Source organism: Pseudomonas resinovorans NBRC 106553 (assembly GCF_000412695.1).
In the GTDB taxonomy this organism is placed as follows: domain Bacteria; phylum Pseudomonadota; class Gammaproteobacteria; order Pseudomonadales; family Pseudomonadaceae; genus Metapseudomonas; species Metapseudomonas resinovorans_A.
This window is the reverse complement of the sequence record NC_021499.1, coordinates 152,403-173,274: the sequence shown is the minus strand read 5'-3', so window position 1 is coordinate 173,274 and position 20,872 is coordinate 152,403. Positions and strand designations below refer to the sequence as shown.

Here is a 20,872-nt window from a genome sequence, read left to right as displayed (position 1 = left end):
GCCCCCTTCACAGCGCACCCGGCATCAGTGCGGCGACCGAGTTGACGAGCAGGTGATTCAGCCCCCACCAGGCGCCTGCCAGCAGCGCTGCAGCCGCGCACAGCTGGATGATCGGGCTGCGCAGCGCGCGCGACATAGGGGCGCCCCACCCTCGAGCGGAGCCGCAGACCAACTCGTGGTGCGTCGCCAATGGCGCCACCCGGGCATCGAGGGTCTGCAGCAATTGCTCCCGTTCCGGGTGCTGCAGGTCGCGGTAACGCCCCTTGAATCCCAGCATCAGCACGCGTTGGTAGGCCGTCAGCACCTGGGGATCCGGCGCGGGTTCACGAAGGACTTCGTGCATGTCCTCATAGAGGAACTCTCCGGCCTGGTGGCGGTTGAAGAACTTCGCCTGCAGGGGTTCGCCGGCCCACTCGGCGTGGGCTTGGTCCGTGGCGAAGCCGAGCACGGTTTCATCCAGCAAGGCGCACTGGGCGTAGCTGATGTGGTCGATGCTCCGCTGGCTCATGCCGGCTGCTTGCAGTTCCTGGCGGACCGCTTCGATCTGCTCGGAACAGTGGGCCCACAGATCGCGGCCGCTGCGTGTCATCGCGCCCTCGCGCAGGGACACCACCAGGAGGTAGCTGTCCTGCAGCAACGCATCGATGTCGATCGCCGGGAGCCGGCGGCTGTTGCTGTTCGGACTCATGAGCGCAGCACCGCAAACAGTTCGAGCCTCGCATCCAGCAGCGTGGCGGGGACATAGAAGGCACAGACGCCCGCAGCCAACATGGCCCGGCCCTTGGGATGCCCGAGGTCGAGCGCGAAGTACTGGTTTTCCAGGCGCAGCGGGATGGCGGCCGGGACATGGTTGAGCGGTTGCAGCGGTACGCCATCGAGCGCCGCGTTGACCAGATGATCGACGTCATCCGGGCTGCCGACCTTGCATAGGCGCGGTAGCTGGCTCTGCACCTGCGCCGCCGGCAGGCGCGAGCGCACGGACAGGTAGAAGTCGGCGCCGCCCGGCTCGCGCAGGCGCGGATCGTTGAGGGACACCCGCCAGCGATTGGCGCCGCTCTCTTCCAGCTCCAACGCGATGACCCGCGATGGCAGGCTGGCTTCGAGCAGGGTGGAGATCATGCCCATCAGTGGCGGGAAGACCGCTTCCAGTTGCTCGTGCCGGTACGCCGGAATGCTCTCGATGTCATGTTCCAGCGAGAAGGTCAGCAGGCTGCCGGCAAGCTTCGCCAGTTCCAGGTAGACCTGCTCCGGGTGACGCGAGGGATGCGCCCGCAGGTCGGCGAGGACCGGCTGGTAGGTATTGAGCGCATTGAGCAGCCAGAACAGCGAGACGTCGGCCACGGCGAAGTCGGCCATACGTTGGTTGCTCTCGCGGCGCATGCCCATCAGCCGTTGGCGCTTGGCGGACAGCTGAGTGAGCAGGTTTTCCAGTTGCGTCTGGAGCCCGGCGTGGGCGGCGAAGCTCAGCAGCGGCGGTACGTACGCGGGATCGAGCGCCCAGTTGCCCTGGGCGTCACGGGTCAGGCGAGCGACCGGGCACGTCAGGTATTCACCGTTGTCATCGCTGCCCAGGCGCAGACGGAGCTGGTGCTCCATCACGCTGACGGACTGCTCTTCGTCGCCGTAGAGGTCCTGCACCGTGCGCCAGCCCTGGCGGTAGCGCGTGGGCCGGTCCTCCTGGCCGCCGTCGAGGATGCAGTTGTTGCCGTTGCCCTGTTCCAGTGGCAACGCCAGCAACAATGTGGCGCTCCGGGTGTCGTCGGCCAGCACGCGGGACAGTTCCAGTGCAGGCGGCAGGCGATCGGCGCGGTCCGTGTCGATCAGGGTGCCATCCGGCATCCGCAGGTGAAGCCGGGAAGCCTTGAGCTTTCCAAGTTTCAGCGCGTCCATGTCGAATGTGGCCGCGAGCACACCCCAGGGGTGCGCCAGTGCGAGCTGGGCGATGCATTCGTTGGTCCAGGCCTCCCAGCGCGCTTGCTGCTGGAACTGCTGCGGGGACAGGAGCGTCCCCGCAGCCCATAGGGGGCGGTCGATGTTCATGACGTCGTTTCCCTATGGGATGGTTCAGGCCTTGGCCTTGGGCATCTGCGAAACCAGCGACAGGTTGACGTCCATGCCCTCCACCTGGAAGTGCGGCACGGCGTACAACTTGACGCGGAAGAAGCCGGGGTTGTCGTCGATGTCTTCGACCAGCACCTTCGCTTCGCGCAGCGGGTGGGAGGCCTGCAGGTCGTCACTGGGGTCGGTCATCTCGGTGACCAGGCCACCGATCCATTTGTTCAGCTCCAGCTCCAGCACGCGGCGGTCCTTGGTGGTACCGATATTTTCCCGCTGGATCAGCTTCAGGTAGTGGGCGATGCGCGACAGCAGGAAGATGTACGGCAGGCGGGCGTTGATGCGACTGTTGGCGGTGGCATCGGCCGTGTCGTACAGCGCCGGTTTCTGCGCCGAGTTGGCGGAGAAGAAGCAGGCGTAGTCGCGGTTCTTGTAATAGGAGAGCGGGATGAAGCCCAGGTTGGCGAATTCGAACTCGCGGGTTTCCGGAATCATCACTTCCGATGGGATCTTGACCTGGTTGCCGGTACCCAGGTCATAGAGGTGGATCGGCAGGTCGGTCACCGCGCCGCCCGATTGCGGGCCGCGGATCTGCACGCACCAACCGTTGCTGATGAAGCTCTTCACCATGTTGGCGGCGAAGGCGAACGACGCGTTGGTCCACAGGTAGCGGTTGTGGTCCGGGCCCTTCACGCTCTCGACGTAGTTGAAGCTGCGCACGGGAATGGTGTCCGGGCCGTAGGGCAGGCGGCCAAGAACACGTGGCAGGGTCAGTCCGATGTAGCGGGCATCGTCGCTGTCGCGGAAGGACTTCCACTTGATGTACTCGGCGCGATCGAAGTAGTTGCCGATGTCCTTGATGGCGGCGACTTCCTCCATCGATTCCTTGCCGAAGAAGGCCGGGCCGACGGCGCCGATGAAGGGCATGTGCGCCGCCGCGGCGACCTTGGAGATATTGCGCAGCAGGGCGATGTCCTGCGGGCCGCGACCGAACTCGTAGTTGGAGATGGCCGCCGCGATCGGTTCGCCACCGGGCGTGTCGTATTCCTGGGTGTAGGTCTGCACGTAGAGGCCGCTCTGGGCGATCTCCGGGGCATCCTCGAAGTCCTGGATCAAGTGGTCCTTGCTGATGTCAAGCAGCTCGATGCGTACGTTCTGGCGGAAGTCGGTCTGGTCGATCAACGACTTGACGCCACGCCAGGTGGACTCGACACGCTGGAAATCGGCGTGGTGCATGACGGCGTCGAGCTGACGGCTGATCTGTTCGTCGAGGGAGGCGATGTGTTCATCGAGCAGGGTCTTGTCGAGGCGCTCGACCTTCTGCGATGACTTCTTGAGCAGATCGAGGAAAACGCTGACCGCCGCGGTCACCCGCTCGTCGGTCGAGGTTTCGGACAACGCTTCGGTGTCCTGGAATGCGTCCAGCTCCCCCAGCTCGTCGATGGGGCTGAGGTTGATCTTGCTGAACAGCGAAGCGTAGATGCCGAGGTTTTCCCCGCTGGCCATTGTGGTGCCGTGCGAGGCCGTGGACGTGTGTTCTACGGACATGTTTGACCTTCCTTTGGATATCCGGATGCGTTAGCGAGCGTCTTGCGGAGCGAGCGCGGCGAGTTCGGCGCGCAGTTCGTCGCTGAGGGCGTCGTCCTTGAGGATGCGTTCCAGTTCGTGGCGGAACGTGGCGTTGTCCAGCAGGTTGGATTTCAGGTCGCGCAGCAGATTGCGCATGGCGAGCAGGGCGCGGAGCTGGGGAATCTGCCGGGCCACCTGCTCGGGCTCGAAGTCCTTCATGCTGCGGAAGGCCAGTTCGACGGAGGTTTCCGAAGCGTCATCGGCCAGGGTGTTTTCCACCGCCAGCTTCAGGCTTGGGGAGAAGTCGGCGAGGACACTGTCGAAGTTGTTCTTGTCGATGTTGACCTTGCCGCGTTCGGACAGCGGACGCGCCTCTCGTCCATTGCTGTAGTCGCCCATCAGCATGAGCTTGAGGGGAAGTTCGACTTTCTTCTGGGCGCCGCCGGTATGCAGGTCGAGCTTGATGTTGACCCTTGCCTTGGGCACTTCGTTTTGGAAACTGTTAGATGCCATGACTACTCCAGATGTCTCCCGTGCGGGAGGTCAGATGAGAGTTGTCGAGCAGGAATTCATGACCAGGGCCGAGCCAATGCCCGGGCCAGTGGTGCGATCAAAGCGTTTGAATTCCATTTCGTACTCTTTGCTTGCAATGCGTGGGGCCAGCGGCAGAAGCCACCTGCTTCAAGGGGCTCGCTACGTGGACAGCGACTGCCTGACCATCACCCCACCACGACGCTGTCGCGGGCCAAGGAAACGGGCGGAATCGCTTGGCATGTGGGGCGGCGGGTATCTACGCCCAAAGCCTCAGCTCGGCGATATAGGAGTTGTCTTAAAAAAAGACGCGAATGGTCTGATGCATTCGATTTCGAGGGATTTCAGCCGGCATCGACGCTGAAAAGCGGAGTAGCGCAAGCGGCACGTCCGGTAAGGCAGTTGCGGAAACACACCATGCAAAGGCCACCTCCTCCGCATGAAGGAGGGCAACCAACGCTCGTACAGCGAGCGGTGACCGCCTCGGACTTCGACAGGTTGATCGGGAGGGCACTGGCCCGCGCCCTCCCGGCTCAGTCCGCGAGGACGATCTGGTTCTTGCCGCCGCGCTTGGCCTGGTACATGGCCGCGTCGGCGCGGGCGTAGAGGCTGTCGAGGCTGCCGTCGTCGCGCAGGCTGGCCAGGCCCTGGCTGACGGTGACGCCGAAGCTGCGGCCTTCGAGGTTGAAGCCCAGTCGCTGCACTTCCCGCTGCAGGCGTTCGGCGATCTGCCGGGCCAGGTCCGGTGGGCAGCCGGGCAGCAAAGCGGCGAATTCCTCGCCGCCGATACGGCCGAACAGGTCGCCGCGGCGCAGGGCATTGGCGCCGCACTGGGCGATGCGCTGCAACACCTGGTCGCCCGCCTGGTGGCCATGGTTGTCGTTGATCTTCTTGAAGTCATCGACGTCCAGCAGGATGAAGGCCAGCGGGCTGCCGAACTGCACCGAATGGTCGAACTCGCGCTGGGCGCATTCGAAGAAGTGCCGGCGGTTGCTGCTCATGGTCAGCACGTCGGTGGTGGCCAGGCGGTGCAGCTCGCCTTCCAGCTGTTTCTTCTCGGTGATGTCTTCGGCGATGCCGACCACTATGGTCGGCAACCCTTCGCCACCGCGCTGGCTGATGAAGCACTTGTCGCTGATCCAGCGCAGTTGGCCGTCGGCGCGCAGGATGCGGTACTCACGAGCCTCGATGGCGCCCTTCTCCAGCACCTCGGCGAAGCTCTGCGCGGCGTATTCCAGGTCGTCCGGGTAGATGCAGTTGCGCCACTCGTTGTAGTCGGCCATCAGCAGGGCGGCGGAGCGGCCGAACATGCTCTCGTAGGCGGGGCTGACGTAGATGATCCGCTGGGCATCCCAGTCGAAGGCCCAGAGCACGGCGTTCACGCTGCCCAGCAGGCTGCTGTAGATGGCCTCGCGTTCGCGCAGCCGCTCCACCTCGCCACGGCTATGGAGCAAGGCGAGGGTGAGTTTTTCAAGTTCGCTTGGAGATTCGAGGGACGTTTCCATTCGGCCGCTACCTACGATTGACCCGCCTTCGACAGATTAGGCAGGCAAAAGTGCGACGGGGCAATCCAACCGACGGTCAGGCGTGGCTGGCATGACGGAAGGCAGCGAAGCGGTTGAGCAGGTGGTGCAGGACGAACACCGCCACCAGGGTGACGAACACCGCCACGCACACCGAGCTCAGGCGATAGGCGATGGAATAGACCACATCGTGCTGCGGCGTCAGGTACTGGCCGAAGACGATCGCCAGGGTGGTCAGGGCGCCGAAACCGACGCCCTGTGCGCCTTCCAGCACATGCAGGCGGGCGCAGCAGAAGGCCGCGGTCCAGTACATCAGGGTCACCAGCGGAAGCACGTCGTAGTGGCTGTAGAGCACCAGTTGCAGCAGCAGGCCGATGGCGCAGCCGAGCAGGGTGCCGAGGGCGCGGATGCGGCCGGCGAAGCGAATGCCGTTCCAGTGCATGGGGAACAGCACCAGGATCGAGGCGACCTGGGCCGACAGCGAGTCGCGCAGGTCGAAGCTCTGGAACAGGATGAACGACAGGGTCGCGATGCTGGCGCCGAGCACCGCCTCGTGGCGCTGGCTCGGCAAGTCCTTGGCCGGTATCGGCCGGGACGGGCGCGGCTCGGCGTCGGGGAACAGCCAGAACATCAACCAGGCGATCAGCACCGTCACCACGGCGGCGACCAGGTTGCTGGCCACCAGGTCGTAGAGGTGGGTGTCCGGATAGCTGGCGAAATGCAGCTGCATGGAGAGGAACACGCTGCCCAGGGCGCCGAACATCAGCATCGGCCCCTGGGCCATCAGGCGGAACCGCCATAGGAAGGCGAGGAAGACCAGCGGCACGATCAGTTGCGGGCGGTCGCCGAACAGGCCGTAGATCACCAGCACCTCGACGCTGACCACCACCGCCTGGGACAGGAACTGGCGCACCACATGGGCGTTGATGCTGGGCGTGAGGCCGAGCAGGAGCATGGGGTAGACGCAGAAGAAGGCGCCATAGTCCCAGCCCATCAGCTTGCAGAGGAACAGTCCGAGGGTGCCGCCACCCGCCAGGCGCAGGCACTGGCGCAGGTCGTTCTCGGTCAACGCGGTCCGGCGCTTCATCGGTACACCCGACCTTCAATAGACGTAGTGCAGGATGCTGATCACGGCGATCTGCAGGCGGCCGAACAGGTCCGCCAGGCGCGAGTCGCGCGGATACAGCTGGACGGTGGCCTTGGCGCCGCTGGGCAGCACCAGGGGCAGGGCCTCCGTGAGACTGACGTGGAGGCGCTGGCGCTGGGCGTCGCGCACCCAGCGGTCGGACACCGCTGGCGCGGCCAGGTCGCCGTTGGCGTCCAGCTGGCCCTCCTTGACCCCGGCGTCGATGGCCGTCACCCGCGCGTCGAAGATGTGCCCGGGCAAGGCATCGAACACCACCGAGGCGCCGTCCTCCAGGCGCACGTAGCGCAGCGCCTTCTCGCGGAAGTCGGCGCTGATGTCCGCCTCGTCCGCCACCAGGGCGGCAACCGGGTTGCCGGCGTGCAGGAAGGCGCCGCTGGAGAGTTGCAGGTTGCTCAGGGTGCCGCCCCGTTCGGCGCGCACTTCGCTGTAGCCCAGTTGCAGGCGCGCCTGCTCCAGGGCGTTGCGGGCCTGGCGCAGGCGCAGGTTGTCGGCGCCATCGGCGCCGCGCTGGGCGGACAACTCGCGAATCCGTGCGCCCGCCGCGGCCAGCTTGGCCTGGGCAGCCTGGCGCCGGGATTCGGTCTGCTCATAGAGCTGGCGTGACACGTGCTGGCTCTGCACCAAGCGGCCAAGGCGCGCGGCCTCGCGCTGCAGCTCGGTGGCCGAAGCCTGGGCGGCGGCCTGCTCGGCGCGGGCGGCGGCGATGGCGGCGTCGAGCTGGCTGTTGTCCTGCCCGGCCTGCTCCAGCGCCAGCTCGGCCGAATGCACGGCCAGGCGGAAGGGTTCCGGGTCGAGACGGAACAGCAACTGGCCAGCCTCGACGTGCTGGTTGTTGGCCACGGCGACGTCCAGCACCTGGCCATCCACACGCGGGGCGATGCGCAGCACCGGGCGGGTCAGCTGGGCCTGGGGCGTGATGGGCATCCACAGGTCGGCCGCGAGGAAGTAGGCGAACAGCAGGACGAACAGGACGATGGCCGCCTGGACCCGACGGGCGAATCTTTGATCCGGAGTCATGCGTACCTCGAAGGGGCCCGCCCGGGGGCGGGTAGGGGAAAGACGTGAACGGCGGGGATTCGGCCGACGCCGCTCATGGGAGGCAGTATATTTATTGGGGAATCGTGGATAATCCGGCGAATCCGAGAAGCAGCCTTACACCGGGAGTAACAATGGACACGCTCCATAGCATGCGGGTTTTCGTGCGGGTGATAGACACCGGCAGCTTCACCGCCGCGGCCCAGGCCATGGACCTGTCCACCGCCCAGGTGTCGCGCCTGGTATCGGAACTGGAGCAACAGCTGCAGGCGCGCCTGCTGCACCGCACCACCCGCCGCCTGGCGCTGACCGAAGTGGGCGAACGCTACCTGCAGCGCTGCCGGCAGATCCTCAGCGAGGTGGACGAGGCCGCCGCCGAGGCCCGCGGCGCTCACCTCACGCCCCATGGTCGCCTGCGCGTGCACACCATGACCGGCCTCGGCCTGCAGCACCTCACGACGCTGGTGGCGCGCTACACCGAGATCTACCCGGAGGTAGTGGTAGAGCTGACGCTGTCGCAGCGCACGCCCGACCTCCTGGAGGACGGCCACGACGTCATCATCACCTTCGCCCGCGAACTCCCGGACTCGCAGATGGTGGCCCAGGTCCTGGGGCCGATGTTCAGCGTGCTCTGCGCCGCACCCGGCTACCTGAAGAAGCAGGGCGTGCCCCTGGAGCCGGCCGACCTGCAACAGCACCGCTACCTGCGCCTGCTGGACCCGCTCTATGAAGACAGCTGGGTGTTCAATGGCGAACAGGGCGAGTTCGACGTGCTGCCCGCCGAGAATTTCCAGGTCAACGTAGCCGAATCCCTGGCCAAGGCCGCCCAGGCCGGCATGGGGGTCTGCCTGCTGCCCTCCTTCGTCGCCTGCCCGCCCGTGCGCGAGGGCAAGCTGCTGCGGCTGCTGCCGGAATACCGCCTGCGCGAGCGCAACATCTACGCCATCTACCCATCACGGCGTTTCCTCGACGCCAAGATCAAGACCTGGGTGGAGTTCCTCAAGGCCGAGCTGCCGAGCCTGCTGGCCCAGGACGAAGCCCTGCTGGAGGACCCGAAGCATTGGGCGATCAATTCCAAACTGTTGCGTAACGAGAAATAGTCATTCACTGAAATCGCTATTTTTCCCCTGACTGACCCTCCCTAAGATGGCGCCATGTTTCGCAAGAAACCATCTGAGAGGTTCAAGTTATGCAACGCAATACGCTTTTTACTGCCGTTTTCGCCGTATTTTCCCTGTTTTTCGCGCAACTGACTTTTGCTGAAGAATCCAACGCCTTTGTTGCACGCAACGTATCTCTGGCCGAGCAGCGCGCCGACGCCGCCCAGCAGCAGGCTATCGCCAAGCAAGGCACCGAGCAGCAGAAGCAGGCCGACGTCAGCCAAGACAGCTGATCCCCGCTCCACCCTGTTCTCCACCTCCTGACGTTGATGCGTGACAGCTCCTATATCAACGTCCTGTTCAGGCCGCTCATGATGAGCGGCCTTTTTTTGCTCTTGCGATTCCCATCAGCCCAGTCCGCATGGGTTTCGCTCCGCTCGCGGAACGCCGCCCGACCCATCCTACGACCTGCCCCACCACCGCAGCAGACCGGCAAGTTACGAGTGGGCATCAAGCGCGAGTGGACCGCGCACAAAAAAGGCCGGCATCACTGCCGGCCTTCTTCACACACCCTGCCTGGTCAGGCGCCAGCCGGACGCAGGGAGTAGGTCTTCAGTTGCTCGGCGAAATCACGCAGGGACTGGATACCGCTGGCCTCGGCCTCGTGGATCCACTCCTTGATGGCGGCGAGCATGTCATGACCGTTGGAGCTGGTCTTGACCCAGATCTGCTGCAGCGCCAGGCGCTTCTCGTAGATCACCTTGAGGGCCTGGCTCTGTTCGAGCATGGCGGCGATGCGTGCCTGGTGGCCTTCGTCGAGCAGGCTGGTCTCACGGGACAGCAGGCGCTTGGCGCGGCGGAACAGGTGGCGTACCGACTCGTCGGCCTTGGCCAGTTCCTGCTTCACCAGCGGCGCGATCACCAGCTTGCGGTACTGGGCCATGATCTGGAAACGGTTGTTGAGGATGGCCATGGCGGTGTCCATGTCCAGGTTGCCCTTGCCCTCGACGCGGTGGGCGATGGGCGCCACGCGCTGCACCTTGGCCAGGCCGAAGAGGCTGAACAGCTTGATCCAGGCCCAGCCCATGTCGAACTCCCACTTCTTCACCGAGAGCTTGGCGGAGTTGGGATAGGTGTGGTGGTTGTTGTGCAGCTCTTCACCGCCGATGAGGATGCCCCAGGGCACCAGGTTGGTCGCGGCGTCGCGGCACTCGAAGTTGCGGTAGCCGATGGCGTGGCCAAGGCCGTTGATCACGCCCGCGGCCCAGACCGGGATCCACATCATCTGCACCGCCCAGATGGTGATACCGGCGGCGCCGAACAGGGCCAGGTCGATGATCGCCATCAGGGTCACGCCACCGATGGGGAAGCGGCTGTAGACATTGCGCTCCATCCAGTCATCCGGGCAGTTCTTGCCGTAGATGCGCAGGGTCTCTTCGTTCTTCGACTCTTCGTGATAGAGCTCGGCACCGGTGCGCAGGACGGTCCACAGGCCCTTGATGACCGGGCTGTGCGGATCGTCGACGGTTTCGCACTTGGCGTGGTGCTTGCGGTGGATGGCGGTCCACTCGCGGGTGTTCATGGCGGTGGTCAGCCACAGCCAGAAACGGAAGAAATGCTTGAGCGCAGGGTGCAGCTCCAGCGAACGGTGCGCGGAGTAGCGGTGCAGATAGACCGTGACGCTGACGATGGTGATGTGGGTCATCACCAGGGTGACGGCCACAAGTTGCCACAGCGACAGGTCGAGAAAACCGTTGTACCACATGGATGGAGTTGCCTCGGGTGAAGTGATCGGGGCTTGTCGTACAGACCAGGCACGCATTATCACAAAGCACCCGGATAAAACCATCCTGTCTTTTAGATAGAAGCGCCCCGGCCGTCGCTTGGCTCTATAATGCGTGCCCTCAGCAGCGATCAAAGCCAGGAAGGCCGCGCCCATGCGATCCAAGTTCAGCGCCCTCAGACTGGTGCTGCCCTATTTCATCTTCGCCAGTCTCTGGGTGTTGTTCAGCGACCACGCCCTGGTGGCGATGGTGGGCGACCCCAAGCTGCTCGCCGAGTTGCAGACCGTGAAGGGCCTGCTCTTCGTGCTGGTGACCAGCCTGCTGCTGTTCCTCCTGCTGTGCCTGCACCTGCGCCGCCTGCGGGCCTACCTGGAGGCCCGCCGCGCCAACGAGAGCAGCCTGCGCCAGGCCGCCGCGGTGTTCGACAGTACCCAGGAGGGCGTACTGGTCACCGACACCGCCAGCCGCATCGTCCACGTCAACCGCGCCTTCGCCCGCATCACCGGCTACGAGCAAGCCGAGGTACTCGGCAAGAACCCGCGCATCTTCAGTTCCGGCCGCCACCCCGAGGCCTTCTACCAGGCCATGTGGAACGCCCTGGGCAACCGCCGGGAATGGAGCGGCGAGGTGTGGAACCGGCGCAAGAACGGCGAGCTCTACCCGCTCTGGCAGAACATCCGCGCCATCCACGACGACGAAGGCCAGCTGACCCACTACGTGGCGGTGTTCTCCGACATCAGCGCGATCAAGCGTTCCCAGCACGAGCTGGACTTCCTCGCCCACCATGACCCGCTGACCAACCTGCCCAATCGCCTGCTGTTCACCGAGCGCGTCGCCCAGGTGCTGGAACGCGCCCGCCGCGAAAAGCAGCACGGCGCCCTGCTGCTGCTGGACCTCGACCACTTCAAGCACATCAACGAAAGCCTCGGCCACTCCCGGGGCGACCAGTTGCTGAAGCTGGTCGGCCTGCGCCTGCAGGAGCGGCTGGAGGGCGGCATGACCCTGGCCCGGCTCGGCGGCGACGAGTTCGGCCTGCTCTGGGACAACTGCCCCCACGCGGACCAGGCCGCCGACCTGGCGCAACGGATCCTGCGCACGCTGAACGAGCCCTTCGACCTCGACGGTCGCGAGCTGTTCATCAGCACCAGCCTGGGCATCAGCCTGTTCCCGGACGGCGAGGACAATGTCGAGCAGGTGATGCGCAACGCCGACTCGGCACTGTTCAAGGCCAAGAGCAGCGGGCGTGATTCCTATGCCTTCTACAGCCAGGAGATGACCGAGCAGGCGCACCAGCGCGTCGAACTGGTCAGCGCCTTGCGCCGCGCCCTGGAACAGCAGCAGTTGCGGGTGCACTACCAACCCATCACGCGCCTTGCCGACGGCAGGATGATCGGCTGCGAGGCCCTGGTGCGCTGGGAACATCCCGAGCGCGGCCTGGTACCCCCCGGCGAGTTCCTGCCGATCGCCGAGGAAAGCGGACTGATCGGCAACCTCGACGTCTGGGTGCTGGAGCAGGCCTGCCGGCAGATGCGCCACTGGCTGACCCAGGGCCACGACCTCGCCTTCATGGCGGTCAACCTGTCCTGCCGGCTGTTCCGCCGCAGCGAACTGGTGCGCGAGGTGGCGCAGGTGCTGGCCAGCACCGGCCTGAAACCCGAATACCTGGAACTGGAAATCACCGAGAGCGCGGTGATGGAAGACCCGGACACCGCCGAGGCGCTGCTCACCCAGCTGCGCGAGCTGGGTGTGCGCCTGGCCATCGACGACTTCGGCACCGGCTATTCCTCGCTGCAGCGCCTCAAGCGCCTGCCGGTGCACAAGCTGAAGATCGACCGCAGCTTCGTTCGTGGCCTGCCCGCCGACCCGAGCGACATCGCCATCGCCCGCGCCGTCACCGCCCTGGGCCACAGCCTGGGCCTGAGCGTGCTGGCCGAAGGAATCGAAATCGACGCCCAGGTCGAATTCGTCCGCCAACTGGGGTGCGATTACGGCCAGGGCTACCTCTTCGGCAAGCCGTTGCCGGCCGAGGACATCGAGCGGTTGTGGCCGGTGACCTGAGCGGAATGCGGCTTTTAACTTCTGGTTATATAAAAATTCTTAAATAGTATTTTTAAGAATATTACGCGCCTGCTTAAGATTCGCTCCACGCCACGCGGAACCCCTTCCCCGTCCCTTGCCGCGGGCCCCATTTCAAGGAGCACGATCATGAGCGCAACTCTCCGTAGCCTCGAAGGCCAGGACGAAGCCAGCATCCTGCGCGAAATCCAGAGCGCCCTGCATGGCCTTCGTTTCGGCTCGGTGGAGATCACCGTGCACAACGGCCAGATCGTGCAGATCGAGCGCAAGGAAAAATTCCGCCTGCAGCAGCCGAACAACCGCGGCAGCTGAAGCACCCCGGACCCACCGAACTCAACAGGCCCGACCGGACACCCGGAGGGCGTATCGACAAACACACAACAAACAGCCCTAGCCAACAGCTGATAAATCCAGATTCCAGGAGCTTGAAAATGTCGATTCGCCGCTTCGCCCTCGCCGCCCTCGCCAGTGCCCTGATCGCCGGCCCGGCTGCCGCCGCCACCGAACTGCTCAACGTGTCCTACGACCCGACCCGCGAGCTCTACCAGGAATACAACGCCGCCTTCGTCAAGCACTGGAAAGCCCAGGGCGGCGACGACCTGAAGGTCCAGCAATCCCACGGCGGTTCGGGCAAGCAGGCCCGCGCCGTGATCGATGGCCTGAAGGCCGACGTGGTGACCCTGGCCCTGGCTGGCGACATCGACGAGCTGCAGAAGCTCGGCAAGCTGATCCCGGAAAACTGGCAGGCACGCCTGCCCGACAACAGCACCCCTACACCTCGACCATCGTGTTCCTGGTGCGCAAGGGCAACCCCAAGGGCATCAAGGACTGGGGCGACCTGACCAAGGCAGGTGTCGAAGTCATCACCCCGAACCCGAAGACCTCCGGCGGCGCCCGCTGGAACTTCCTGGCCGCCTGGGCCTGGGCCAAGAAAGAATACGGCAGCGACGCCAAGGCCCAGGAATACGTGAAAGCGCTCTACCAGCACGTACCGGTGCTGGATACCGGCGCCCGTGGCTCGACCATCACCTTCGTCAACAACCAGATCGGCGACGTGCTGCTGGCCTGGGAGAACGAGGCCTTCCTGGCCCTGAAGGAACAAGGCGGCGAGAACTTCGAGATCATCGCCCCGAGCCTGTCGATCCTGGCCGAGCCGCCGGTATCGGTGGTGGACAAGAACGTCGACAAGAAGGGCACCCGCAAGGTCGCCGAAGCCTACCTGCAGTACCTGTACAGCGAGGAAGGCCAGCGCATCGCGGCGAAGAACTTCTACCGCCCGCGTAACGAGAAGGTGGCCGCCGAGTTCGCCAAGCAGTTCCCGAAACTCGACCTGGTGACCGTGGACAAGGACTTCAACGGCTGGAAGGAAGCCCAGCCCAAGTTCTTCAACGACGGTGGCATCTTCGACCAGATCTACCAGGCGCAATAAAGCCTTTGCCGGACTTCTGTTGATGGGTTTCGCTTCGCTCTACCCATCCTACGGAAGCCGGCACACCTCGTAGGATGGGTAGAGCGACGTGTCGCGATACCCATCGAGGGAGCTCCAGGGAGGGAGCAAATCCAGGCCTGATCCACGGATCGGGCCTGTTTGCTGGAAGCGGCTCGACGGGGCCGCCTCCGGAAAACCAAGCGTTCCAACGCAGAGTAAGGACAGAACATGTCACGACGCATCTCCCCGGTCATACCCGGCTTCGGGCTGACCCTGGGATACACCCTGGTGTATCTCAGCCTGCTGGTCCTGATTCCCCTGGGTGCCCTGTTCCTCAAGACCACCGAGCTGACCTGGGTCCAGTTCTGGACCATCATCAGCGCCCCCCGCGTGATCGCCGCCCTCAAGCTCAGCTTCGGCACCGCCCTGGCCGCCGCCGTGCTCAACGGCATCATCGGCACCCTGCTGGCCTGGGTCCTGGTGCGCTACGACTTCTTCGGCCGCAAGGTGATCGACGCCATGGTCGACCTGCCCTTCGCGCTGCCCACGGCGGTCGCCGGCATCGCCCTCACCGCGCTCTACGCCCCCGCCGGCCTGGTGGGCCAGTTCGCCACCGACCTCGGCTTCAAGATCGCCTACACCCCGCTGGGCATCACCCTGGCGCTGACCTTCGTGACCCTGCCCTTCGTGGTGCGCACGGTGCAGCCGGTGCTGGCGGATATCCCCCGCGAGGTGGAGGAGGCCGCCGCCTGCCTGGGCGCCAAGCCCCTGCAGATATTCCGCCACGTGCTGCTGCCGGCCCTGTTGCCGGCCTGGCTGACCGGCTTCGCCCTGGCCTTCGCCCGGGGCGTGGGCGAGTACGGCTCGGTGATCTTCATCGCCGGCAACATGCCGATGAAGACCGAGATCCTGCCGCTGCTGATCATGGTCAAGCTGGACCAGTACGACTACACCGGCGCCACCGCCATCGGCGTGCTGATGCTGGTGGTGGCCTTCGTCCTGCTGCTGCTGATCAACCTGCTGCAGCGCCGCATCGAAACCCCATAAGGAGAGCGCCATGAGTTCCGCAAGCCTGACCGCCGCCTCCTCCGCCAACGCCGCCCGCCGGGGCAGCGCCTGGGGTCGCCGCATCCTGATCGTCGCCGCCTGGCTGACCTTCGCCCTGTTCCTCCTGCTGCCGCTGCTGGTGGTGCTGAGCGAGGCCCTGAAGCAGGGCCTGGGCACCTTCTTCAGCGCCATCTTCGAGCCGGACGCCCTCTCCGCACTGAAGCTGACCATGATCGCCGTGGCCATCTCGGTGCCGCTCAACCTGGTGTTCGGCGTGGCCGCCGCCTGGTGCGTGAGCAAGTACGAGTTCCGCGGCAAGAGCCTGCTGGTCACCCTGATCGACCTGCCGTTCTCGGTGTCCCCGGTAATCGCCGGCCTGATCTACGTGCTGCTGTTCGGCGCCCAGGGCTACTTCGGCGAGTGGCTGAGCGACCGCGACATCCAGATCATCTTCGCCGTGCCCGGCATCGTCCTGGCCACCATCTTCGTCACCCTGCCCTTCGTCGCCCGCGAGCTGATCCCGCTGATGCAGGAGCAGGGCACCCAGGAGGAAGAAGCCGCGCGCCTGCTCGGCGCCAACGGCTGGCAGATGTTCTGGCACGTGACCCTGCCGAACATCAAATGGGGCCTGATCTACGGCGTGGTGCTGTGCACCGCGCGGGCCATGGGCGAGTTCGGCGCGGTGTCGGTGGTGTCCGGCCACATTCGCGGCGTCACCAACACCCTGCCGCTGCATGTCGAGATCCTCTACAACGAGTACAACCACGTCGCCGCCTTCAGCGTCGCCAGCCTGTTGCTGCTGCTGGCCCTGTGCATCCTTCTGCTCAAGCAGTGGAGCGAGTCGCGTCTGTCCCGTCTCAAGTCGAATGCTGATGAGGAGTAACCACCGTGAGCATTGAAATCCGCAACGTCAGCAAGAACTTCAACGCCTTCAAGGCCCTCAACGGGATCAACCTGGATATCCACAGCGGCGAACTGGTGGCCCTGCTGGGGCCGTCCGGTTGCGGCAAGACCACCCTGCTGCGGATCATCGCCGGCCTGGAAACCCCGGATGCGGGCAGCATCGTGTTCCACGGCGAGGACGTCTCCCAGCACGATGTGCGTGATCGCAACGTCGGCTTCGTGTTCCAGCACTACGCCCTGTTCCGCCACATGACCGTGTTCGACAACGTCGCCTTCGGCCTGCGCATGAAGCCCAAGCGCGAACGCCCCAGCGAGAAGCAGATCGCCGAGAAGGTCCACGAGCTGCTGAACATGGTGCAGCTGGACTGGCTCTCCGACCGTTACCCGGAACAGCTCTCCGGCGGCCAGCGCCAGCGTATCGCCCTGGCCCGCGCCCTGGCGGTGGAACCGAAGATCCTGCTGCTGGACGAACCCTTCGGCGCCCTCGACGCCAAGGTGCGCAAGGAGCTGCGCCGCTGGCTGGCGCGCCTGCATGAAGAGATCAACCTGACCTCGGTATTCGTGACCCACGACCAGGAAGAGGCCATGGAAGTGGCCGACCGCATCGTGGTGATGAACAAGGGCGTGATCGAGCAGATCGGCGCGCCGGGCGAGGTCTACGAGCAACCGGCGAGCGACTTCGTCTACCACTTCCTCGGCGACTCCAACCGCCTGCACCTGGGCGAGGACCAGCACCTGCTGTTCCGTCCCCATGAAGTCTCGCTGTCGCGCCAGGAAGTGGCCGAGCACCGCGCTGCCGAAGTCCGCGACATCCGCCCGCTGGGCGCCATCACCCGGGTGACCCTCAAGGTGGACGGCCAGGACGAGCTGATCGAGGCCGAAGTGGTGAAGGACCACGACAGCCTGGTGGGCCTGGTCCGCGGCGAAACCCTGTACTTCAAGCCCAAGGCCTGGCAAGCGGCGGCGGGGTTCTGACCCCATCCGGGGCACCGCTGCCTTGCTCGCAGCGGGGCCCCCAGGCGTCAGGCCAGCGCAGCCTGGCTGCGGCGCAGGCCGAAGAACTGCATCTCGGCGAACACCACCACCGCCAGCGCCTGGGCGATCACGTAGGCGACGCCGAGGGGCGTCGGCTGAACCCAGCCACTCACCAGCAACAGCAGGCTGTCCAGCACCCAGGCGACGTTCACCGCGATCACCGCCCATACCGCCGGGCGTGCCAGTGCTTCGCGCCGCGCCAGCCAGAGCAGCGCCGCGCACCAGGGCAGCATGGCCAGGCCCGCGCCCAGCAGCAGCGCCTGGGGCAGGCCCAGCAGGGTCGACAGGGGTTGGTTGGCCAGCAGCATCAGCAGGCCGGCGGCGCCACTGACCAGGGCATCGGCTTGCAGCGCGCGGCGCAGCAGGGGGGAGGCGTGGATCAGGCTCATGGTGGATCTCCTGTTCGGCTGTGGCGTCGGCGGCTGCCGGGCCTGGTCGCCAGCATTCGCCGATTGCCGAAAGGCGTCGATTACCTGCCAGGTAATGGCCGACTTTCCCTCCCTGGACTATCGTCGCTGCCATGAATACAGCCCACCCCGTAGGCGCCCTGTTGCGCCAATGGCGCCAGCGGCGCCGCCTGAGCCAGCTCGACCTCGCCTGCGACGCGGACATCTCCACGCGCCACCTGAGCTTCGTCGAGACCGGCCGCGCCCACCCGAGCCGCGAGATGCTGCTGCACCTGGCCGAGCAGCTGGATATCCCCCTGCGCGAACGCAACCGGTTGCTGACGGCGGCCGGCTACGCGCCGCTGTTTCCCCTGCGCGACCTGGCCGACCCGGCGCTGGACGCCGCGCGGGTCGCCATCGAACAGTTGCTCAAGGCCCACGAGCCCAACCCCGCCCTGGCGGTGGACCGGCAGTGGAACCTGCTGGCGGCCAACGCCGCGGTGGCGCCCTTCCTCCTCGGTGTCGCCCCGGAGCTGCTCGCCCCACCGCTCAACGTGTTGCGCCTTAGCCTGCACCCGCGCGGCCTGGCGCCGCGCATCCTCAACCTCGGCCAATGGCGCGCCCACCTGCTGGCACGGCTGCGCCGCGATGTCGATCTTTCGGCGGACGAGGGATTGGCCGCACTGCTGGAAGAGCTGCGGGGCTATCCGGCGCCGGAGGATCACGGCGAGCTACCCGGAGACGCGGTGCTGGTGCCGCTGCAGCTGCGCACCGATTTCGGCACGCTCAGCCTGATCAGCACGATCACGGTGTTCGGCACGCCGGTGGATGTGACCCTCGCCGAGCTCGCCCTGGAAACCTTCTTCCCCGCCGACGCCGACAGCGCGGAGGTACTCCGCAAATTGCTCGGGTGATGGGGCAAAAGCGCGACTCGCCCACAACAAATCACTCTTTCGGGTAATAGCCTGGAGGCCACGGCGCAGTAGGCTGTGCCGTCCCTCCCACGACTCCTCAGAAAAACAACAACAGGAGCACCCGAGATGATCCGCAAGGTACTGCTGTACCCGCTGTTCGGCCTGTTCATCGGCCTCGCCACCCCCACCCCCGCCGCCGAGCTGGCGCCCCTGGAACTGCTGCAAGTGCACGCCTGCCGCGCCACCGGCAGCCTGCTGCTGTTCCGTGGCGAAGGTTTCCAGGAAGCTCACGCGAACCGCATGCAGGCCGACCTCCAGGCCATGGACCGTGCCTTCCACGACATCGCCGAGCCGAGCGCGGCCTTGCGCAGCAGCCGCGACATCCTTGTTACCCAGCTCCAGCGCGGTGTGTCGTTCGGCCACAAGGAAGAGGACGTGCCCTGGCGCTATCCCCAGGAACTGGCCAAGGCCCTGCGCGACGTGCTGATCGCCGCCCGCGCACAGTCCGGCCCGGTGGGTACCGAGGAGCTGCCGGCGAAGGTGGAATACCTCAACGTGCAGTACCTGAGTCGCGCCTACATCGGCACCTTCGAAATCGCCCGCGAGGACGGCGACAGCTATGTCGGCCAGGACGAACGCCGGCTATTGCCGGACATCGACCAGGAACTTGTGCCCCTGGACGACAAGGCCGATCCGGCACTGGCCAAGCTGAAGACCCGCTGGGGCTTCCTCAGGGCGGCGCTCAGCGACCTGAACAGCCAGAGTAACGCCCTGGTCAGCGCCTCGGGCCGCCCCTACGCGCCCGTGGTGGTGGACCGCCATGCACGGTCCATGAGCGGACAGTTGCTGGCCCAGGGGAAATCGGCCAGCCCCGTTAGCCCGTAGGTTGGGCTGAGTTTGACGAAGCCCAACGCCAGTGTTGGGCTTCGCTCCGCTCTGCACCAACCTACGCAGTTGCCCTGCTGGGACTCAGGCGGTGGCCTTCTTCTCGCGGATGCAGGTGGGGCCGGCGCGTTCTTCCACGGCACGCTCGACTTCCGCGCGCAGCCCCAGCAGGAAGCCCAGCTCGGCCACCACGAACAACGGCCCGACGATGAGCCCCATGAGGTCGTCGACGAAGGCCGGCTTGCGGCCCTCGTAGTAGTGGCCGACGAACTGGATCACCCAGCCCACCACGAACATCCCCAGGCCCGCGCCGAGCCAGAGGGCGGTGCCCTGCACGGCCAGGACGGCGCCCAGCCAGAGGCTGAGGCCGAGCAACGCGGCCATCACCAGGCCGTAGCGCAGGTCGAGGCGGAAGTAGAAGTACACCGACGCCAGGGCCGCCAGCGTCGCCGGCGACAGCCAGAGGCCGAATGCCTCGAGTCCCGGGCGCGACAGCAGTACGGCCACCGCCAGCACGATCAGCGGGATACCGACGAAATGGGTGGCGATGTTGCGGCGGTCGCGGTGGTACTCGGCGTACTGGCCAAGGTGGTCGATGAGGGTTTTCATTGTTGTGTCCTCAGGTTTTCAGGCAATTGCGCCGATAATGGCGGCATACCCCGGAAATCCTCTGTCAGCTAGCCGACAAAGCCCATGACCGTATTGAAGCACCACCGCGATCTCCTGCTCACCGGCCAATGGTTCAGCCAGCTGCCGCCAGCCCTGCGCGAGGAACTCCTGGCCATGGCCCAGCTGCGCCGGCTGGAGCCCGGCCAGCGCCTGTTCCGTCGGGGCGACCCGCCCTGCGGCCTGTATGCGGTGCTGGAAGGCGCGATCCGCGTCGGCAGCATCAGCGAAAGCGGCAAGGAGATGCTGCTGGTGCTGGTGGAGGCGCCCCACTGGTTCGGCGAGATATCGCTGTTCGACGGCCAACCACGCACCCACGACGCCTTCGCCGAAGGCGCGGTAACCCTGCTCAACCTGCCCCAGGCACCCCTGCTGGCCCTGCTCGCGCGGCAGCCCGCGCACTGGCGCGACGTCGCCCTGCTGATGAGCCAGAAGCTGCGCCTGGCCTTCATCGCCCTGGAAGAGATCAGCCTGCTGCCGGCGCCCCAGCGCCTGGCGCGGCGTCTGCTGATGATCGCCGAGGGCTACGGCGGCCTGGCCGAGCGCAGGCGCGTAATCCAGCTGGCCCAGGAACAACTGGCGATGATGCTGGCGGTCTCGCGGCAGACCACCAACCAGATCCTCAAGGACCTCGAAGCCCAGGGCGCCCTGCGCCTGAACTACGGCGAAATCGAGATCCTCGACCTCGCGCTGCTGCAGCGCGCCGCACAAGGCAAAACCTAGGCCTTCAATCTGTGGGGGCGAATTCATTCGCCAAGGGTGGCGCAGCCGCCCCCACACGATCACT

General features: G+C 65.6%; 20 protein-coding genes and 1 pseudogene. 11 read left to right on the top strand and 10 right to left on the bottom strand.

The window, feature by feature from the left end:
* Positions 1–7 precede the first annotated feature (7 nt).
* The 7 genes from tssL to PCA10_RS00770 form a co-directional block, all read right to left on the bottom strand.
* Entirely contained in the window at positions 8–688 is a 681-nt protein-coding gene (gene tssL / locus PCA10_RS00800; RefSeq protein ID WP_016490100.1) for a type VI secretion system protein TssL, short form, read from the bottom strand.
* A complete protein-coding gene (gene tssK / locus PCA10_RS00795; RefSeq protein ID WP_016490099.1) occupies positions 685–2,040 on the bottom strand; it encodes a type VI secretion system baseplate subunit TssK in 1,356 nt (451 codons plus the stop codon). Before tssK ends, tssL begins: the two co-directional genes overlap by 4 nt.
* A 24-nt stretch (positions 2,041–2,064) precedes the next feature.
* Positions 2,065–3,603 carry a type VI secretion system contractile sheath large subunit gene (gene tssC / locus PCA10_RS00790; protein WP_016490098.1) on the bottom strand — a complete coding sequence of 513 codons (1,539 nt, stop codon included), beginning with the start codon at positions 3,601–3,603 and terminating at the stop codon, positions 2,065–2,067.
* Positions 3,604–3,633: 30 nt separating this feature from the next.
* A complete protein-coding gene (gene tssB / locus PCA10_RS00785) occupies positions 3,634–4,137 on the bottom strand; it encodes a type VI secretion system contractile sheath small subunit (protein WP_016490097.1) in 504 nt (167 codons plus the stop codon).
* A gap of 551 nt (positions 4,138–4,688) precedes the next feature.
* Positions 4,689–5,660 carry a GGDEF domain-containing protein gene (locus PCA10_RS00780; protein ID WP_016490096.1) on the bottom strand — a complete coding sequence of 324 codons (972 nt, stop codon included), beginning with the start codon at positions 5,658–5,660 and terminating at the stop codon, positions 4,689–4,691.
* Between the two features lie 76 nt (positions 5,661–5,736).
* Positions 5,737–6,765 carry a DUF2955 domain-containing protein gene (locus PCA10_RS00775; RefSeq protein ID WP_016490095.1) on the bottom strand — a complete coding sequence of 343 codons (1,029 nt, stop codon included), beginning with the start codon at positions 6,763–6,765 and terminating at the stop codon, positions 5,737–5,739.
* 15 nt (positions 6,766–6,780) lie between these two features.
* Positions 6,781–7,842, bottom strand: coding sequence for an HlyD family secretion protein (locus tag PCA10_RS00770; protein ID WP_016490094.1), 1,062 nt, complete (start codon positions 7,840–7,842; stop codon positions 6,781–6,783).
* A gap of 152 nt (positions 7,843–7,994) precedes the next feature.
* Between PCA10_RS00770 and PCA10_RS00765 the strand changes: the two genes are divergently transcribed.
* A complete protein-coding gene (locus PCA10_RS00765) occupies positions 7,995–8,960 on the top strand; it encodes a LysR family transcriptional regulator (protein ID WP_016490093.1) in 966 nt (321 codons plus the stop codon).
* Between the two features lie 89 nt (positions 8,961–9,049).
* Complete coding sequence (locus tag PCA10_RS00760; protein ID WP_016490092.1) at positions 9,050–9,253, top strand: hypothetical protein; 204 nt, start codon at positions 9,050–9,052, stop codon at positions 9,251–9,253.
* 287 nt (positions 9,254–9,540) lie between these two features.
* Here the strand turns inward: PCA10_RS00760 and desA are convergent, their stop codons facing one another.
* Positions 9,541–10,725 (bottom strand): delta-9 fatty acid desaturase DesA, encoded by a 1,185-nt coding sequence (gene desA, locus PCA10_RS00755; protein ID WP_016490091.1) that lies wholly within the window; start codon positions 10,723–10,725, stop codon positions 9,541–9,543.
* Between the two features lie 172 nt (positions 10,726–10,897).
* On the opposite strand from desA, the gene dibA reads away from it, so the two are divergent.
* From dibA to PCA10_RS00725, 6 genes and pseudogenes are all read left to right on the top strand, one after another.
* Entirely contained in the window at positions 10,898–12,802 is a 1,905-nt protein-coding gene (gene dibA, locus PCA10_RS00750) for a phosphodiesterase DibA (RefSeq protein ID WP_016490090.1), read from the top strand.
* Positions 12,803–12,949: 147 nt separating this feature from the next.
* Positions 12,950–13,132 carry a sulfur starvation response protein OscA gene (gene oscA, locus PCA10_RS00745; RefSeq protein ID WP_016490089.1) on the top strand — a complete coding sequence of 61 codons (183 nt, stop codon included), beginning with the start codon at positions 12,950–12,952 and terminating at the stop codon, positions 13,130–13,132.
* A 119-nt stretch (positions 13,133–13,251) separates the two neighbouring features.
* Positions 13,252–14,249 (top strand): annotated as a pseudogene (locus tag PCA10_RS00740) (sulfate ABC transporter substrate-binding protein).
* Positions 14,250–14,477: 228 nt separating this feature from the next.
* On the top strand, positions 14,478–15,296 hold the full coding sequence (gene cysT / locus PCA10_RS00735) for a sulfate ABC transporter permease subunit CysT (protein WP_016490086.1): 819 nt from the start codon (positions 14,478–14,480) through the stop codon (positions 15,294–15,296).
* A gap of 10 nt (positions 15,297–15,306) precedes the next feature.
* Positions 15,307–16,179, top strand: a complete 873-nt coding sequence (gene cysW, locus PCA10_RS00730) for a sulfate ABC transporter permease subunit CysW (RefSeq protein WP_016490085.1) — start codon at positions 15,307–15,309, stop codon at positions 16,177–16,179.
* Positions 16,180–16,184: 5 nt separating this feature from the next.
* Entirely contained in the window at positions 16,185–17,174 is a 990-nt protein-coding gene (locus tag PCA10_RS00725) for a sulfate/molybdate ABC transporter ATP-binding protein (protein WP_016490084.1), read from the top strand.
* A 47-nt stretch (positions 17,175–17,221) separates the two neighbouring features.
* On the opposite strand, the gene PCA10_RS00720 is transcribed toward PCA10_RS00725, so the two are convergent.
* Complete coding sequence (locus PCA10_RS00720; protein ID WP_016490083.1) at positions 17,222–17,623, bottom strand: hypothetical protein; 402 nt, start codon at positions 17,621–17,623, stop codon at positions 17,222–17,224.
* Between the two features lie 131 nt (positions 17,624–17,754).
* Here PCA10_RS00720 and PCA10_RS00715 point away from each other — a divergent pair, with 131 nt between their 5' ends.
* Complete coding sequence (locus PCA10_RS00715) at positions 17,755–18,534, top strand: MmyB family transcriptional regulator (RefSeq protein WP_041770076.1); 780 nt, start codon at positions 17,755–17,757, stop codon at positions 18,532–18,534.
* 126 nt (positions 18,535–18,660) lie between these two features.
* Positions 18,661–19,419 (top strand): hypothetical protein, encoded by a 759-nt coding sequence (locus PCA10_RS00710; RefSeq protein WP_016490081.1) that lies wholly within the window; start codon positions 18,661–18,663, stop codon positions 19,417–19,419.
* Positions 19,420–19,503: 84 nt separating this feature from the next.
* Here the strand turns inward: PCA10_RS00710 and PCA10_RS00705 are convergent, their stop codons facing one another.
* Positions 19,504–20,028, bottom strand: a complete 525-nt coding sequence (locus PCA10_RS00705) for an Mpo1 family 2-hydroxy fatty acid dioxygenase (RefSeq protein WP_016490080.1) — start codon at positions 20,026–20,028, stop codon at positions 19,504–19,506.
* Between the two features lie 84 nt (positions 20,029–20,112).
* Here PCA10_RS00705 and PCA10_RS00700 point away from each other — a divergent pair, with 84 nt between their 5' ends.
* Entirely contained in the window at positions 20,113–20,808 is a 696-nt protein-coding gene (locus PCA10_RS00700) for a Crp/Fnr family transcriptional regulator (protein WP_016490079.1), read from the top strand.
* Positions 20,809–20,872 lie beyond the last annotated feature (64 nt).